Source organism: Microvirga solisilvae (genome assembly GCF_022808595.1).
In the GTDB taxonomy this organism is placed as follows: domain Bacteria; phylum Pseudomonadota; class Alphaproteobacteria; order Rhizobiales; family Beijerinckiaceae; genus Microvirga; species Microvirga solisilvae.
In genome coordinates, this window is the sequence record NZ_JAKUCN010000002.1 from 475,667 (window position 1) to 490,052 (window position 14,386).

15 protein-coding genes are annotated in these 14,386 nt (G+C 60.8%); 7 read left to right on the forward strand and 8 right to left on the reverse strand.

Features of this window, described 5'->3' with window-relative positions:
- Positions 1-91 precede the first annotated feature (91 nt).
- Positions 92-1,210 (forward strand): LacI family DNA-binding transcriptional regulator, encoded by a 1,119-nt coding sequence (locus MJ639_RS06845; RefSeq protein WP_243369578.1) that lies wholly within the window; start codon positions 92-94, stop codon positions 1,208-1,210.
- Here MJ639_RS06845 and MJ639_RS06850 read toward each other — a convergent pair.
- Positions 1,150-1,530: a hypothetical protein gene (locus MJ639_RS06850; protein ID WP_243369580.1), complete on the reverse strand. Its 381-nt coding sequence runs from the start codon at positions 1,528-1,530 to the stop codon at positions 1,150-1,152. The genes MJ639_RS06845 and MJ639_RS06850 overlap by 61 nt on opposite strands.
- Positions 1,531-1,878: 348 nt before the next feature.
- Between MJ639_RS06850 and MJ639_RS06855 the strand changes: the two genes are divergently transcribed.
- A complete protein-coding gene (locus tag MJ639_RS06855; RefSeq protein WP_243369582.1) occupies positions 1,879-2,292 on the forward strand; it encodes a VOC family protein in 414 nt (137 codons plus the stop codon).
- A 6-nt stretch (positions 2,293-2,298) separates the two neighbouring features.
- Here the strand turns inward: MJ639_RS06855 and MJ639_RS06860 are convergent, their stop codons facing one another.
- Positions 2,299-3,930: an alpha-D-glucose phosphate-specific phosphoglucomutase gene (locus MJ639_RS06860; protein ID WP_243369584.1), complete on the reverse strand. Its 1,632-nt coding sequence runs from the start codon at positions 3,928-3,930 to the stop codon at positions 2,299-2,301.
- Between the two features lie 289 nt (positions 3,931-4,219).
- Between MJ639_RS06860 and MJ639_RS06865 the strand changes: the two genes are divergently transcribed.
- A complete protein-coding gene (locus MJ639_RS06865) occupies positions 4,220-5,842 on the forward strand; it encodes an ABC-F family ATP-binding cassette domain-containing protein (RefSeq protein ID WP_243369586.1) in 1,623 nt (540 codons plus the stop codon).
- Positions 5,843-5,888: 46 nt separating this feature from the next.
- On the opposite strand, the gene MJ639_RS06870 is transcribed toward MJ639_RS06865, so the two are convergent.
- Genes MJ639_RS06870 through MJ639_RS06895 form a run of 6 tightly spaced genes read right to left on the reverse strand, consistent with a single transcriptional unit; the run spans position 5,889 to position 10,589 of the window.
- The gene (locus MJ639_RS06870) at positions 5,889-6,134 is read right to left on the reverse strand and encodes a hypothetical protein (protein WP_243369588.1); all 246 of its coding nucleotides are present in this window, start codon (positions 6,132-6,134) and stop codon (positions 5,889-5,891) included.
- Between the two features lie 21 nt (positions 6,135-6,155).
- Positions 6,156-6,503 carry a cytochrome C oxidase subunit IV family protein gene (locus MJ639_RS06875; RefSeq protein ID WP_243369590.1) on the reverse strand — a complete coding sequence of 116 codons (348 nt, stop codon included), beginning with the start codon at positions 6,501-6,503 and terminating at the stop codon, positions 6,156-6,158.
- A gap of 10 nt (positions 6,504-6,513) precedes the next feature.
- The gene (locus MJ639_RS06880) at positions 6,514-7,236 is read right to left on the reverse strand and encodes a heme-copper oxidase subunit III family protein (RefSeq protein ID WP_243369592.1); all 723 of its coding nucleotides are present in this window, start codon (positions 7,234-7,236) and stop codon (positions 6,514-6,516) included.
- 13 nt (positions 7,237-7,249) lie between these two features.
- On the reverse strand, positions 7,250-7,954 hold the full coding sequence (locus MJ639_RS06885; protein WP_243369594.1) for a cytochrome c oxidase subunit 3: 705 nt from the start codon (positions 7,952-7,954) through the stop codon (positions 7,250-7,252).
- Positions 7,947-9,725 carry a cytochrome c oxidase subunit I gene (gene ctaD / locus MJ639_RS06890; protein WP_243369596.1) on the reverse strand — a complete coding sequence of 593 codons (1,779 nt, stop codon included), beginning with the start codon at positions 9,723-9,725 and terminating at the stop codon, positions 7,947-7,949. Before ctaD ends, MJ639_RS06885 begins: the two co-directional genes overlap by 8 nt.
- 57 nt (positions 9,726-9,782) lie before the next feature.
- Positions 9,783-10,589: a cytochrome c oxidase subunit II gene (locus tag MJ639_RS06895; RefSeq protein ID WP_243369598.1), complete on the reverse strand. Its 807-nt coding sequence runs from the start codon at positions 10,587-10,589 to the stop codon at positions 9,783-9,785.
- Between the two features lie 344 nt (positions 10,590-10,933).
- Here MJ639_RS06895 and MJ639_RS06900 point away from each other — a divergent pair, with 344 nt between their 5' ends.
- The 4 genes from MJ639_RS06900 (at position 10,934) to MJ639_RS06915 (ending at position 14,386) form a co-directional block, all read left to right on the forward strand.
- Positions 10,934-11,224: a hypothetical protein gene (locus tag MJ639_RS06900; protein ID WP_243369600.1), complete on the forward strand. Its 291-nt coding sequence runs from the start codon at positions 10,934-10,936 to the stop codon at positions 11,222-11,224.
- Positions 11,225-11,297: 73 nt separating this feature from the next.
- Positions 11,298-11,891 carry an IMPACT family protein gene (locus MJ639_RS06905; RefSeq protein WP_243369602.1) on the forward strand — a complete coding sequence of 198 codons (594 nt, stop codon included), beginning with the start codon at positions 11,298-11,300 and terminating at the stop codon, positions 11,889-11,891.
- Positions 11,892-12,020: 129 nt separating this feature from the next.
- Positions 12,021-12,248 carry a hypothetical protein gene (locus tag MJ639_RS06910; RefSeq protein WP_243369603.1) on the forward strand — a complete coding sequence of 76 codons (228 nt, stop codon included), beginning with the start codon at positions 12,021-12,023 and terminating at the stop codon, positions 12,246-12,248.
- Between the two features lie 191 nt (positions 12,249-12,439).
- The gene (locus MJ639_RS06915; protein ID WP_243369605.1) at positions 12,440-14,386 is read left to right on the forward strand and encodes a methyl-accepting chemotaxis protein; all 1,947 of its coding nucleotides are present in this window, start codon (positions 12,440-12,442) and stop codon (positions 14,384-14,386) included.

The following is a 14,386-nucleotide window of genomic DNA, read 5'->3' on the forward strand; positions in this document are numbered from 1 at the left end:
ATTGTTTGGCAATGCCACCATGTAAACGATTACATGAAGACTTTACCGCAACGGCACGTTCTGTCAAACAGAACCAAGGTAGGGGAGGATCATGGACGAGAGCGGGGCCTTGGACAGGCCGGACGAGGATAATGGATCCGGCCATCGCGCGGTGCGCATTCAGGACGTGGCAAAGCTTGCTGATGTCTCCACCGCCACGGTGAGCCGTGCGCTGGCCTCGCCGGAGAAGGTGTCGCCGGAGGCGCGCGCCCGCGTGCTGGAGGCCATCGCCAAAACCGGCTACGTGCCCAATCTTGCCGCACGCTCGCTCCGCTCCCAGAAAACCTCGATGGTGCTGGTCGTCCTGCCGGATCTGTCGAACACCTTCTTCTCCAAAATCCTACGCGGCATCGAGGAGCGGCTCTTCGAGGCGGGCTACGGCATGATCATCAGCGATCTCGACGGCTCTCCCGAGAAGGAGGCGCATTTCGCGGCGTTTACCGCCGCAGGCCGCGTCGATGGGGCAATCCTTCTCAACGGCCACCTCTTCGGCCAGACCCGCGAAGGGGAAGGGACGCCCGCCAAGACCGGAATTCCGCTGGTGGCGCTCTGCGAAGCGATTCCCTCAGCCGATATTCCGCAGATCGAGATCGACAACCGCGCTGCTGCAAGCCGGATGACGCAGCATCTCGCATCCCTTGGCCATCGCAGCATCGCCTATGTGAGCGGGCCTGCGCACAACATTCTCGAGAAGGAACGCTTCATCGGATATCAGGATGGGCTGAAGGCTGCTGGGTTGCCTTTCGATCCAGCGCTGGTGCTGCCCGGTGACTACACCATCGAATCCGGTGTGATGGCGGGGCAAGATCTCGTGGGGCGTACGACGCGCCCGACGGCGGCTTTCTGCACCAGTGACGAGATGGCCATCGGGCTGATGCGCACGCTGCTGTCGGCAGGCTTGAGAGTTCCCGAAGATATTTCAGTGGCCGGTTTCGACGACATCGATTTCGCTGCGGTTGCAGAGCCCGCACTCACCACGATCCATCAGCCGCGTCGCGAACTGGGTCAGGCTGCGGCTTCCGTTCTTATCGATCTCCTGCAGGGGCATCCGTCGCCCAAGCGCATCCGGCTCGAAACGGAGATCATCGTTCGTGCCAGCGTCGCACCGCCTCAGAACATCGAGAAAGCGCCCGCGAAGAGCACGAGAACAAGGGCGATAAAGCCCACATAGGCATAGAGCGCCTTGCGCGAGTTCTGGTGGGCGTAGCTGTCCCTATCGTTACCGTTCTGCCAGCGAGCCACACCTTCTTGGTGCCGCGCGAGATCGACCTGTTCCCCGCTCAGCGAAACGCCGGCGGCTTCGTCATCCGTTCCGAGAGGCGACAGGCCGGGATCGAACACCTCGTTCTTGTCGCCGGTGCGCCCGCTATTGATGTCGCCCTTCAGCTGCGCGGAGGTCGAACCCGCATTCATGGGCGGGGCATCCATCGGCTTGATGGTGTGCGTCGGCGGAATGTCTCTGTGATTGGGGTTGTCTGAGCGGGTCGCCATCGAAACTCTCCCGGGATTCTTCGATTGAGGAAACCGCCGGGAATGCACGAGGTTCCTGGACGAGAGGTTGCCTCAGTTCCAACCCTTTGCGCAGACAAGAAAAAAGGCCGCTGTCACCAGCGGCCCGAAGTTTAGGGAGGAAACGCCCAAGAAGGGCAACAACATGGCGACGCCAATCGCCGTGTTGCACTGCAATAATTAGGAACTGCCCATCCCGTTCGCAAGATTAAAAGGTCAGCAAAGCTGCCCATTTTTTCGCCTCTTAAAAAGGCAGGGCCTGTAAGGAGAAATGGAGAGGCCCTAAGATCAACTGATCAAAATTGATGCAACATTGCTGCAAGGCTCATCATGCCCAAGCTGAACGCCGTCCTCGAAACAGCCCTTTACGTGGATGACCTCACCCGCGCGAGGGCCTTCTATGAGGGCGATCTCGGATTGCCCGTTCTGTTCGAGAACCCACGCATGTGCGCTTTCGATGTGGGAGGCCGGAGCGTGCTGCTGATCTTCCTGCGCGGAGGTTCCGCGCAGGACATGCCGACGCCCGGCGGGACGATTCCGGGCCATGACGGCAAGGGGCCGATCCATATGGGCTTCGCTATCAGACTTGAAGAGCTTGCCGCCTGGGAGGAGAGGCTGCGCGAGCGCAACATCCCCATCACGAGCAAGGTCACCTGGTCGCGCGGCGGCACGAGCCTCTACTTCCATGACCCTGACGGGCATGTTCTGGAGCTGGCAACGCCGGGACTTTGGGCGATCTATTGATCGCCCTCAGGTGATGACGCTGGGCTCATTGCGGCCCGTACGCTTTGCGATCTCCGCGATGGCATTTGCCGCCTCGATCACCGGAGCCAAAGCTTCCGCCGTGGGTAGGTTATGGCGGCTCGCATCCGGCTCGAACCGTTCGAGATAGACGCGCAAGGTCGCGCCTGACGTACCGGTGCCCGAAAGACGGAACACGGCGCGGGCATCTTCCTTGAACAGGATGCGGATGCCTTGCTTCGGCGTCACCGATTGGTCGACCGGATCGGTATAAGCAAAGTCGTCGCATTCCTGCACGGTCAGCCCGCCGAAACGCTGGCCCGGAAGGTTTGCGAGCTTCGCACGAAGGCTGTCCATCAGCTCGTTCGCGGGTGCAGTCTCGAGTTCCTCGTAATCGTGGCGCGTGTAGTAGTCACGCCCATACGTCGCCCAATGCTCGCGCACGATCTGGTCGGCGGGCTTCTTCGCCACGGCGAGAATATTGAGCCAGAGCAGCACCGCCCAGAGACCATCCTTCTCGCGGATGTGATTGGAGCCTGTGCCCGCGCTCTCCTCGCCGCAGATCGTGATGAGACCTGCATCGAGCAGGTTGGCGAAGAACTTCCAGCCTGTGGGCGTCTCGAAGCAATTGATGCCGAGCTTTTTTGCGACACGGTCCGCAGCGCGGCTCGTGGGCATGGAGCGTGCCACGCCCGACAGGCCCTTCGCATAACCGGGAGCGAGATGCGCATGGCTGGTGAGAATCGCAAGGCTGTCACTCGGCGTTACGAAAAGACCACGCGCCACAATCATATTGCGATCGCCGTCGCCGTCGGAGGCTGCGCCGAAATCGGGGGCGTCCGGCCCCATCATCAGCTCCATGAGGTCATGGGCGTGGACAGGATTCGGATCGGGATGATGGCCACCGAAATCGGGCTTCGGTTCAGCATTCACGACGGTACCCGGCGCTGCGCCGAGGCGGCCTTCAAGAATGGTTTTGGCATAAGGCCCGGTGATGGCGCTCAGCGCATCGAAGCGCATGCGAAAGCCCGAGCGGAAGAGTGCCGACACGGCATCGAAATCGATGAGCTGTTCCATCAGCTCCGCGTAATCGGCCACCGGATCGATCACTTCGACGATCGTGTCGCCGATCCTGGTCTCGCCGATGCGCGTGAGATCGATATCGGCACCCTCGACAATCTTGTATTCGGTGATGGCGCTGGCGCGCTTGAACACTGCTTCGGTGAAGGATTCAGGTGATGGGCCGCCATGGGACATGTTGAACTTGATGCCGAAATCGCCATCGGGCCCGCCGGGATTGTGGCTTGCCGAGAGCACGAGGCCGCCGATGGCCTTGTGCTTGCGGATCACGCAGGACGCGGCTGGTGTCGACAGCAGACCTTTCTGTCCCACGAGGATGCGCGAGAAGCCGTTGGCGGCGGCCATCTTCAGCGCGGTCTGCACCACCGCTTCATTGAAGTAGCGGCCGTCGCCGCCGATCACCAGTGTCGAACCCTTCGCGCCTTCCACATTGTCGAAGATCGCCTGGATGAAGTTCTCCACGTAGCGCGGCTGCTGGAAGACCTTCACCTTCTTGCGCAGGCCCGATGTGCCGGGGCGCTGGTCGGAGAACGGGGTTGTCGGAACGCGGGTGATCGCCATCGGTTATTGCCACTTTCTCGTATCGGCTCTGGGCGGCCTGTTCTTGCTCTTGGTGCGACCTGAAAAGGACCAAAGGCCAATTTAGGGCCGCATGGCTCAGATGCCACTGCCGAGATGAAGGTAAGATGAAGATCCTAGGCCTGGTATGAGGTCTTCTGCTCCTCCTGTCGGCATGGTTAAGGGTGGGCCTTCCCTTCGGGAGGCCTGACAATTTGCCCGAGGCAGGACCCTCGTCCCCGAGCGCGACCCGTGCCATAAGGCCGCCGCAACCGCTTTGGGCCTTGAGATTATGATTCGCGTCGAGAACGTCAGTAAACAAAACAGCCACCGCATCCTCTTCATCGAGGCCTCCGCGACCCTTCAGAGGGGCGAAAAGGTCGGCCTCGTGGGGCCGAACGGCGCCGGCAAGACGACGCTCTTCCGCATGATCACCAAGGAGGAGCAGCCGGACGAAGGCCAGATCTCCGTCGATCGCGGCGTGACCATCGGCTATTTCAGCCAGGATGTCGGCGAGATGGAAGGCCACAGCGCCGTGGCCGAGGTGATGAATGGCGCAGGCCCCGTGAGCGAGGTCGCTGCCGAGCTTAAAACACTCGAAGCGGCCATGGCGGATCCGGACCAGGCCGCGAATTTCGACGAGATCATCGCCCGTTACGGCGAGGTGCAGGCGCGCTACGAGGAACTCGACGGCTATTCCCTCGAGGGCCGCGCCCGCGAGGTGCTGGACGGCCTCGGCTTCAGCCAGGAGATGATGGACGGCGACGTGGGCGGCCTCTCGGGCGGCTGGAAGATGCGCGTGGCGCTCGGCCGCATCCTGCTCATGCGTCCCGATGCCATGCTGCTCGACGAGCCGAGCAACCATCTCGATCTCGAAAGCCTGATCTGGCTGGAGGAGTTCCTGAAAGGCTACGAGGGCGCGCTGCTCATGACCTCGCACGACCGCGCCTTCATGAACCGCATCGTCAACAAGATCATCGAGATCGATGGCGGCTCGCTCACCACCTACTCCGGCGATTACGAGTTCTACGAGCAGCAGCGCGCGCTCAACGAGAAGCAGCAGCAGGCACAGTTCGAGCGTCAGCAGGCGATGCTCGCCAAGGAAATCAAGTTCATCGAGCGTTTCAAGGCCCGTGCCTCGCACGCAGCCCAGGTGCAGAGCCGCGTGAAGAAGCTGGAGAAGATCGAGCGGGTGGAGCCGCCAAAGCGCCGCCAATCCGTGACTTTCGAGTTCCTGCCCGCGCCGCGCTCCGGCGATGACGTGATCAGCTTGAAGAACGTGCATAAGAGCTACGGCACCCGCACCATTTATGAAGGGCTCGACTTCGCCGTCAGCCGCAAGGAGCGCTGGTGCGTGATGGGCGTGAACGGCGCGGGCAAGTCCACGCTCCTGAAGCTCGTTGCAGGCACCACGGAGCCCAATCAGGGCACGGTGACCATCGGCGCTGGCGTGAAGATGGGCTATTTCGCCCAGCATGCCATGGAGGTGCTCGAAGGCGACCGCACGGTGTTCGAGTTCCTTGAGGATTCATTTCCGCAGGCCGGACAAGGCTCGCTGCGCACGCTCGCCGGTTGCTTCGGGTTTTCGGGCGACGACGCGGAAAAGAAGTGCCGTGTGCTCTCCGGCGGCGAGAAGGCGCGTCTGGTGATGGCGAAGATGCTCTACGATCCGCCGAACCTGCTGGTGCTCGACGAGCCGACGAACCATCTCGACATGGCCACAAAGGAAATGCTGATCGAGGCCTTGTCGAAATACGAAGGCACCATGCTCTTCGTCTCGCACGATCGTCACTTCCTGGCAGCGTTGTCCAACCGTGTTCTGGAACTGACGCCGGACGGTATCCATCAATATGGCGGCGGTTATACCGAATACGTGGCCCGCACCGGGCAGGAAGCGCCGGGTCTGCGACACTGATCTGAAAGGGCGCTGTGAGCGCCCTTTTTCTTGATCTCTGCTACGATCAAAAGGCTGTTCTCGTCAGGATCAGGATACTGCCGACAAGGATCAGTGCAAAGGCGGGCCAGTGCGTCCTTGGACTGAAGGCTCTGGTGCTTTGCCGCGGTTCAAGGCTCGCATCCGTATGAGATGAGCGATCCAGCCGCGCATCGCTCAATCGCCCTCCCCAGATCGCCAGCGCCGCGCCATAGATCACGCCGCAGATGATGAGCAGAGCGCCGATCCAGATCAGGAGAATGCTCGCATCCATGGCGCTCTCCATGCGCGAAAGTCAAAGGCCGGGGACGAAATAGGCGATGCGCGAGAAAAGCGTGTGGTCCGCCTCGAAGACCATGATCGCCACGAAAACGAGAACGGCGGCCATCGGAACGAGAATGGCATAGACGAGTGACAATCGCTCCCAGGCCATGTGCATGAAGATGGCGACGATCAGCCCCGCCTTCAGCATCATGAACAACAGGATCAGGGAATATCGCAGCGCGCCCTGAAGCTGGAAGTAATCGACCGCATAGGAGCAGGCGCTCAAGATGAAGAGCCAGGCCCAGACCACGAGATAGAGTTTGATGGGATGCTGCTGTCCCTCGGCGTGGGTGGATGAAGGTGCAGTTGTCTGCGCCATGAGAAGCCTCTTACCAGAGATAGAAGAATGCGAAGATGAAGACCCACACCAGATCGACGAAGTGCCAGTAGAGACCCATGATCTCCACGGCTTCGTAGCGCCCCTTCCGGCTAGTGAAAAAACCCTTCCGTTCATTGTCAAAATCGCCGCGCCAGACTTTTCTTGCCGTGATGATGAGAAAGATCACGCCGAAGGTCACGTGGGTGCCGTGAAAGCCGGTGATCATGAAGAAGGTCGAGCCGAATTGCGCTGCTCCCCAAGGATTGCTCCATGGTCGCACACCTTCATGGATCAACTTGGTCCACTCAAAAGCCTGCATGCCCACGAAGGTCGCGCCGAGCAAGGCGGTGAGAAGCATCAGGGCTGCGGTCTTCCTGCGGTCGCGGCGATAGGCGAAGTTCACGGCCATCGCCATGGTTCCGCTGCTGCTGATGAGCACGAAGGTCATGATGGCGATGAGGATCAGCGGGAGCGTCACGCCGCCGATGGTCAATGCGAAGACCTCGCTGGCATTGGGCCACGGCACTGTGGTCGACATTCGCGCCGTCATGTAGGCGATGAGGAAACTGCTGAACACGAAAGTGTCGCTGAGCAGGAAGATCCACATCATTGCCTTGCCCCAGGACACGTTCTTGAACGCACTCCGGTCGGAAGAGAAGTCGGCGGCGATGCTGCGCAGACCCGTATGATCTGAGGCGGTGGTCTCGATGCGTGAGAATGTTTGCTCCGTCATGCAAGTATTCCCTTCAACTCAGAATTTGCCGGCAGATGTCGATGACATTGCCGGCCCATCCGGCGAGGACACTCAGGAGAACAAGCCATACGAGCAGCATGAAGTGCCAATAGGTGGCGCAAAGCCCCACGCTGATCTGCAGGCGCTCCGGCGTCGTGCCGCGCCAGGCCCGCAGAATGGTTCTGCCCAGAGCGATCAGGCCACCGAGCAGATGCAAGCCATGAATGCCGGTCAGCACATAGAAGAAGGCGTTGGCGGAGTTCGAGGCGAGGAGATAGCCCTCCGCATTCAACTGCCGCCATGCGAGGAGTTGTCCCGACAGAAAGGCCAGGGCCGTCACGCCTGCCGCGAGAAGGCCGAGCTTCAGCGCGTCCTCTTCTCCTTCGCGCGCGGCCTTGCGCGCGCCTTGGAGCGCGACGCTGCTCAGGATCAGCATGCCCGTGTTGAGCCAGAGGATCGCCGGAAGCGGAACATCCCGCCAATCCGGTAACTGCATCCTCAATGCATAGGCGCTCAGAAAGAGCGCGAAGAGAGAGCCGACCACGGCAAGGAAGACGGCAAGGCCTGTTCTCGCGGCCGATGACGAGAGGTCGCTCTTCTCCGTGAAATCGACGGCGACGCCTTGCTCGAGCCATGGCTTCGACAACACGCCTTGCCGCGACAACCACCAGATCGCGACGATGAGAAGGCCGGTCAGGAAAACGAGGATGCTACCCATGGGACATTCCCGCTGAAGATTGTGTGCCCGGCTGGTTCTGTGGAATGTAATCTTCGGCGGCGCCAGGCACGCTGTAATCATAAGCCCAGCGATAGACGGTAGGGACTTCCTTGCCCCAATTGCCGTGCGGCGGCGGCGTCTCGGGCGTCTGCCATTCGAGCGTGGTCGCCCGCCACGGATTGCCTCCGGATGCCCTGCCGTGGCGCAGGCTCCAGAACAGGTTGAACACGAAGAGCAGTTGCACGGCACCGACGATCAGCGCCACGATGGTGATGAAGGCGTTTAGCGTATGGGCCGAGAGAGGAACGAAAGACATTTCTCCGATCTCATAATAGCGGCGCGGCACGCCCATGAGGCCGAGATAGTGCATGGGAAAGAAAATGAGATAAGCGCCGAGGAATGTGACCCAGAAATGGATTTTGCCGAGCGTGTCGTCCAGCATGCGTCCGGTGACTTTCGGATACCAGTGATAGATCGCGCCGAAGATCACGAGGATGGGCGCGACGCCCATCACCATGTGGAAATGGGCGACGACGAACATCGTGTCAGATAAAGGAACGTCGACAACCACATTGCCGAGGAAGAGGCCCGTGAGGCCGCCATTCAGGAAGGTGACGATGAAGGCGAGCGCGAACAGCATCGGCACGTTGAGATGGATGTCGCCGCGCCAGAGCGTCAGGACCCAGTTATAGACCTTGATCGCCGTGGGAATGGCGATGATGAGCGTGGTCGTGGCGAAGAAGAAGCCGAAATACGGGTTCATTCCGCTTACATACATATGGTGCGCCCAGACCACGAAGCTGAGCGCGCCGATGGCGAGAAGCGCCCAGACCATCATGCGATAGCCGAAGATGTTGCGCCGCGCATGGGTGCTGATGAGGTCGGAAACGATGCCGAAGGCGGGCAGGGCGACGATGTAAACCTCCGGATGGCCGAAGAACCAGAACAGGTGCTGGAAGAGCAGGGGACTGCCGCCGTTGCGGTCGAGAGTTTGACCCATCTCGACGATCGCCGGCATAAAGAAGCTGGTGCCCAGCGCCCTGTCGAACAGCATCATCACCGCGCCGACGAATAACGCCGGGAAAGCAAGAAGCGCCATGAAGCTCGCCGTGAAGATGCCCCAAACGGTGAGCGGCATGCGCATCAGCGTCATGCCGCGGGCGCGGCCCTGCAGCACCGTCACTACGTAGTTCAGGCCGCCCATGGTGAACCCGATGATGAAGACCATCAGCGAGACGAGCATCAGGATAATGCCCCAATCCTGCCCTCCCGGCGTGCCGGACAGGATGGCCTGCGGCGGATAGAGCGTCCATCCGGCGCCAGTGGGCCCGCCTGGTGCGAAGAAGCTCGCAACGAGGATCAGCACAGCCAGAAAATAGATCCAGAAGCTCAGCATGTTGACATAGGGAAACACCATGTCGCGCGCACCGACCATCAGCGGAATGAGATAATTGCCGAAGCCGCCGAGAAAGAGCGCGGTGAGCACGTAAACCACCATCATCATCCCGTGCATGGTGATGAACTGGTAATAGGCATTCGCATCGATGAAAGTGAAGACGCCCGGAAAGCCGAGCTGCAGGCGCATCAGCCACGACAGCACGAGGGCAATGAGGCCGACGGAGAGAGCAGTCAGGGAATATTGAATGGCAATGACCTTCGCATCCTGGCTGAAGACGTATTTCGTGATCCAGCTATGCGGATGATAGAGTTCGACATCCTCGACATCGGCTGCGGGTGCCGGTCCGACATGGCCGAGTGGGACATCAGTCATTGGGATCACTCCCTCACCGTTTCCTCTGCCCCGTGATGTGCCGTCTTTGACGGCTTGTTATTGAGCCGCAGGCGCGAGGCGCGCGAAGCTCCGCGACGCCTGACCTTCGAGCCATGCTTGATATTCGCTCTGTTCCTGCACGACGACACTTCCGCGCATCTGCGGATGGCCGACGCCGCAGAGTTCAGCGCACAGAATCTCGAAGGTGCCGGTTCTCGTGGGCGTGAACCAGATGTAGGAAACCTGGCCCGGCACGAGATCCATCTTGGCCCGCATCTCCGGCACGTAGAAATTATGGATGACGTCGACCGAGCGAAGCAGCGCTTTCACGGGCTTGTCCACGGGTAAGCGTAATTCGCCACCTTCGACGATCACGTCGTCCTGACCGTTCGGGTCTTCCTTGCTGATGCCGAGTGGATTGTCGGGGCTGACGAGGCGTGTGTCCGTAATGCCGAGCTTGCCGTCGGGGCCAGGCAGTCTGAAGCTCCATTGCCATTGCTGGCCGAGGATTTCGATGTCGGTAGCGTCCTGCGGAACAGTGATGAACTGCCGCCAGACGAACAATCCCGGCGCGAGCATGGCCGCCACACCGACGCCGGTCACGACAGTCAGCCACAATTCCAGGCGCTTGCTCTCAGGTTCGTAATGAGCCTGCCGCCCCGGCTGATGGCGAAAGCGATAGATGCAATAGGCCATGAAGAGAATGATTGCGACGAAGACCGCGCCAGTGATCCAGAAGGTGATGACGATCGTGGTGTCGATATAGCTCCAATTCGAGGCAATGGGCGTCCACCACCAGGGACTCAAAAGGTGGAAGACCACCGAGCCAAGGGCGATCACAACCAATATCAGCGCTACGGCCATCCCCGTTCACCCTTGTCCCGAGAGACTGCTGGCATGAAACAGAAGGCAACAAACTTCGCGGCTGAAGCAGGCTTCAGTCGACACGGCGCAAGGCCGCGATAAACAGCGCGTTTTTCAGGATGATCTTCACGACGATGAGGAAATGAAGCTCATCCGCGAACTTGTATCAAAATTATACCGAACAGCCGAGTTGGTCAATGATTCCGGAGAGTGCTTGAGGGCAAGCTGATCGTGGTTTCGGAACGTTCAAGCAAATTTGAGATCGCCTCTGCTTTTCGCTCGACGAATTGGGGGTATTTCTAATCCAACAGACCGCGCCTTGAAGTGCCTATCGGGAGGTGAAAATGGTGAAAGGTGCAATCGTATTGACGCTCTCCATGATCGTGACGGGCGCCCAGGCCCAAACGCGCCCTTCGACCCTGAGCATGCCCTGCCAGGCAAGCCGCCAGCTCGTACTGTCCAGAGGCGCCATCGTCTTGGGAACCGGTGGTTTTACCTATGACCGGTTCGTGCGCGACCAGTCGTTCTGCGACACGACGGAATTCGCTCAAGCGGCTTATGTGCCGAGCCCCGATGCTCCCCAGTGCTTCGTCGGCTATCGCTGCAAGCAGGGGCCGCGGGAGTGGTGGGACTAGCTCTCCCCATATTCATGGGCATGCCTGAGAGCGGCCGGTTGCGTGAAGCGTTCTCCACGAGCTATGTGGGCTCATGTTTACCCTGGAGCGCGCCGCATCCATCGAGAGTGTGGTCAAGAAGAGCCGCTTTGTCGCCATTGCCGGTCCGATCACGGGCGAGCTGGAGGCGAAGGCTTTCGTCGCCGAGCATTCGGATGCCACGGCCAACCACAATTGCTGGGCCTGGCGCATCGGCCAGAGCTATCGGTTCAATGACGATGGGGAGCCGAGCGGCACGGCGGGAAAGCCGATCCTCCAGGCCATCGACCGCTTGCAGCTCGACAATGTCGCGGTTCTCGTGACCCGCTGGTTCGGAGGCATTCTTCTCGGCAGCGGCGGTCTGGTCCGGGCCTATGGTGGAGCAGCTGCGGAGTGCCTGCGCGCGGCGCCTCTGGTGGAGATCATCGCCGTTCAGGAGGCGGTGATCACGGCGCTTTTTTCCGACCTTGCACTGGTTAAGGCGCGCTTGGCCGGGGCCGTGGGTGTTCGAATCGAAAGCGAGAGCTTTACCGAAACGGGGGCAGTCATCAAAGCGGCTCTTCCCGAGAAAGGGGCTTCGCAGATCCTTCGCATGATCACCGACGTCACGAGCGGCCGCGCAGATATTCGCCTTGTCGAGCAGAAGTGATGCAATAACGGTTCGATGTGATTGTGCCTCACTATCCTTCATGCCGTTTCTGCGGCATGAATGCTCGCTCATGCGCAGCCGCAGCAAATGGATAGGGTGCTAATGCTTCTCCCGTGGGTGAAATTGGCTATGGATGTGAACGGCCTGGCCATTGAATCCCAGATCGTCATCTGGACGCGGCTGACGCAGATTGCGCTTGGCCGGGGAACGGCTGCCGAGGCCGTGCTGATGGTCACGGAGAAGGTCGCCGCCTTGACAGAGGCCTCCCTCACGGTCGCAAGTGGAGGATCGGCCCACAAGGTCGTCAAAGGCTACCGCAAGCGTGTGCGGGCGAATGTGAAGCGCCTGAGACGCTAAGTACGCTCGGCTCAGATAGCCGGTCACAGAGCTCCCTATATTAGAGGAGGAATGCCTCCGACGCCTTGTTCAGGCGGTCTGCGCACCTATAAAACTAAGCTCAATCTCTGTCCGGGTCGATCGGCTTGATGGATCGGCTGGCCGGCTGAAACGGCAAGCCGGACGCTTTTCAAAAATTTCGAGGGGTATCAATGGCATTGGTCAAGACGTCCGAGCTTCCGGGCAAGGTCATGTCCCGTCCGGCGGGCGATGAGCCGGCCGCTGCCAATGAAATCCAAACTCAAGCCAGAGGGGTAGCCTCCCAAAGGCGGACGCGTGAGCGTGTCCGCGCACGGCAGCACAAGGCGGCTGAGCGGATCGGCGCTGCGACCGAAGAGCTGGCGAGCGGTGTGACCGAAGCCTCCACGGCCGCCGAGGAACTGCGGCGCTCCATGGAGCAGATCGCCAGCGGTGCCGAAGAGGCGGCGGGTGCCTCCCAGCAATCGCTCACGGCCATCGTAAGCCTGGGCGCTTCGTTCTCAGAGGCCCGAACCCATGCCGAGGCTGCGCGCGCCAAGACCGCCGACCTTCAGACTCTCCTCATCGAGACGGCAGCTCAGATCGATGCATCCGTTGCAGCAGTCGACGCCAATGCGGCACGCCAACGAACATTGGTCGATATCGTCTCGCTCCTGGAAAAACGCGCGGCCGAGATCGGCGAGATCATTCGCATGGTCGGCGATATTTCCGATCAGACCAATCTCCTCGCGCTGAATGCGGCCATCGAGGCGGCGCGCGCGGGAGAGAACGGGCGCGGCTTTGCGGTCGTTGCCGACGAAGTGCGCGCGCTTGCAGGCGCTTCCGAGAAAAGTGCGCAGGACATTCAGGAACTCGCCGAGAATATTGGAAACGAAGTGCGCTCGGTTGCGCAGCGGATCAAGCATATTGCCGAAACCGCATCGGGAGAGGCAGCCAACGGCCGGAGCGTGGTGACGGCACTGGACAAGATCAGAGCCGATATCGCCCGCCTGGCCGAGGGCAGCCAATCCATTCTCGTGGCTGCTGTCGAAGCCGAATCCGCCATCCGCGAGGCTCAACGCGGGGCGGAGCAGATCGCCAGCGCTGCCGAGGAGCAGGCCGCCGCTGCTGCGGAAGCACAGCGCGCTGTGCAGCAGCAGAGTGTGGCGCTCGATCAGAGCCAGCAGACGGCGCAGATGTTGGCAGCGCTCGCAGACGATTTGCAGTCCAGCACGGCAAGCATGTCCAATGCGGAGCAGGTGAGTTCGGGCGCGGAGCAATTATCCGCAGCCATTCAGGAACTCTCAGGCGCGGCAGGCGAGATCATGACCGCTGTCGATCAAATCGGCCGGGGCGCGCAGATGCAGGCGGCTGCTACCCAGCAGGCTAATGCGGCCATGCAGCAGATCGAGCAGGCAACGAGCATCTCTCGGGATGTCGCCAGCGCTGCGGTCGAGCGAATTGAATCGCTCGCGTCCGATCTGCGGGACAATCGCAGCGCCACCAGACGGCTGGCTGTCGGTGTCGAGGAAGGTCTGCGTGAAACCCGAGCGGTCGTAGAGCTCATGGGTGGGCTGGACGAGTCGAGCCGTCGCATCGAAAAGATCGTCGACGGTATCGCGCTCGTGGCGATTCAGACCAACATGCTCGCCGTCAGCGGCTCGATCGAAGCGGCGCGGACAGGAGATGCAGGGCGCGGTTTTGCGATCGTGTCCGGCGATATCCGCAGCCTCGCGCGCGATGCGTCCGAGAATGCCGATCGCATCAAGGATGTGGTGCGCCAGATCCGTGATCAGATCACCATCGTAAGGCGTGATCTGGAGCATAGCGCCGCCATTGCTGGGACTGAGATCGCGAAAAATACTCTGATGGCCGAGCGGCTCGGACTCGTGGAGGCCGATGTCGATGCCATTCGTCAAGGCAGTGCCTCCATCCTGTCGGGATCAGAGGCGATTGTTGAGTCCGTTCGCGAAGTCAGGCTCGGAACCCAGCAGATCGCCGTCGTAGCCGAACAAGCACAGCATGCTGCCGCGCAAGCCGCGACCGCTGCGCGCCAGCAGGCGCGAGGTGCCGAGGATCTGGCGGCGGCCATCGAGGAGATTGCTTCCCTGGCGGACGAATTGCAGATCGGGGAGTCGTAG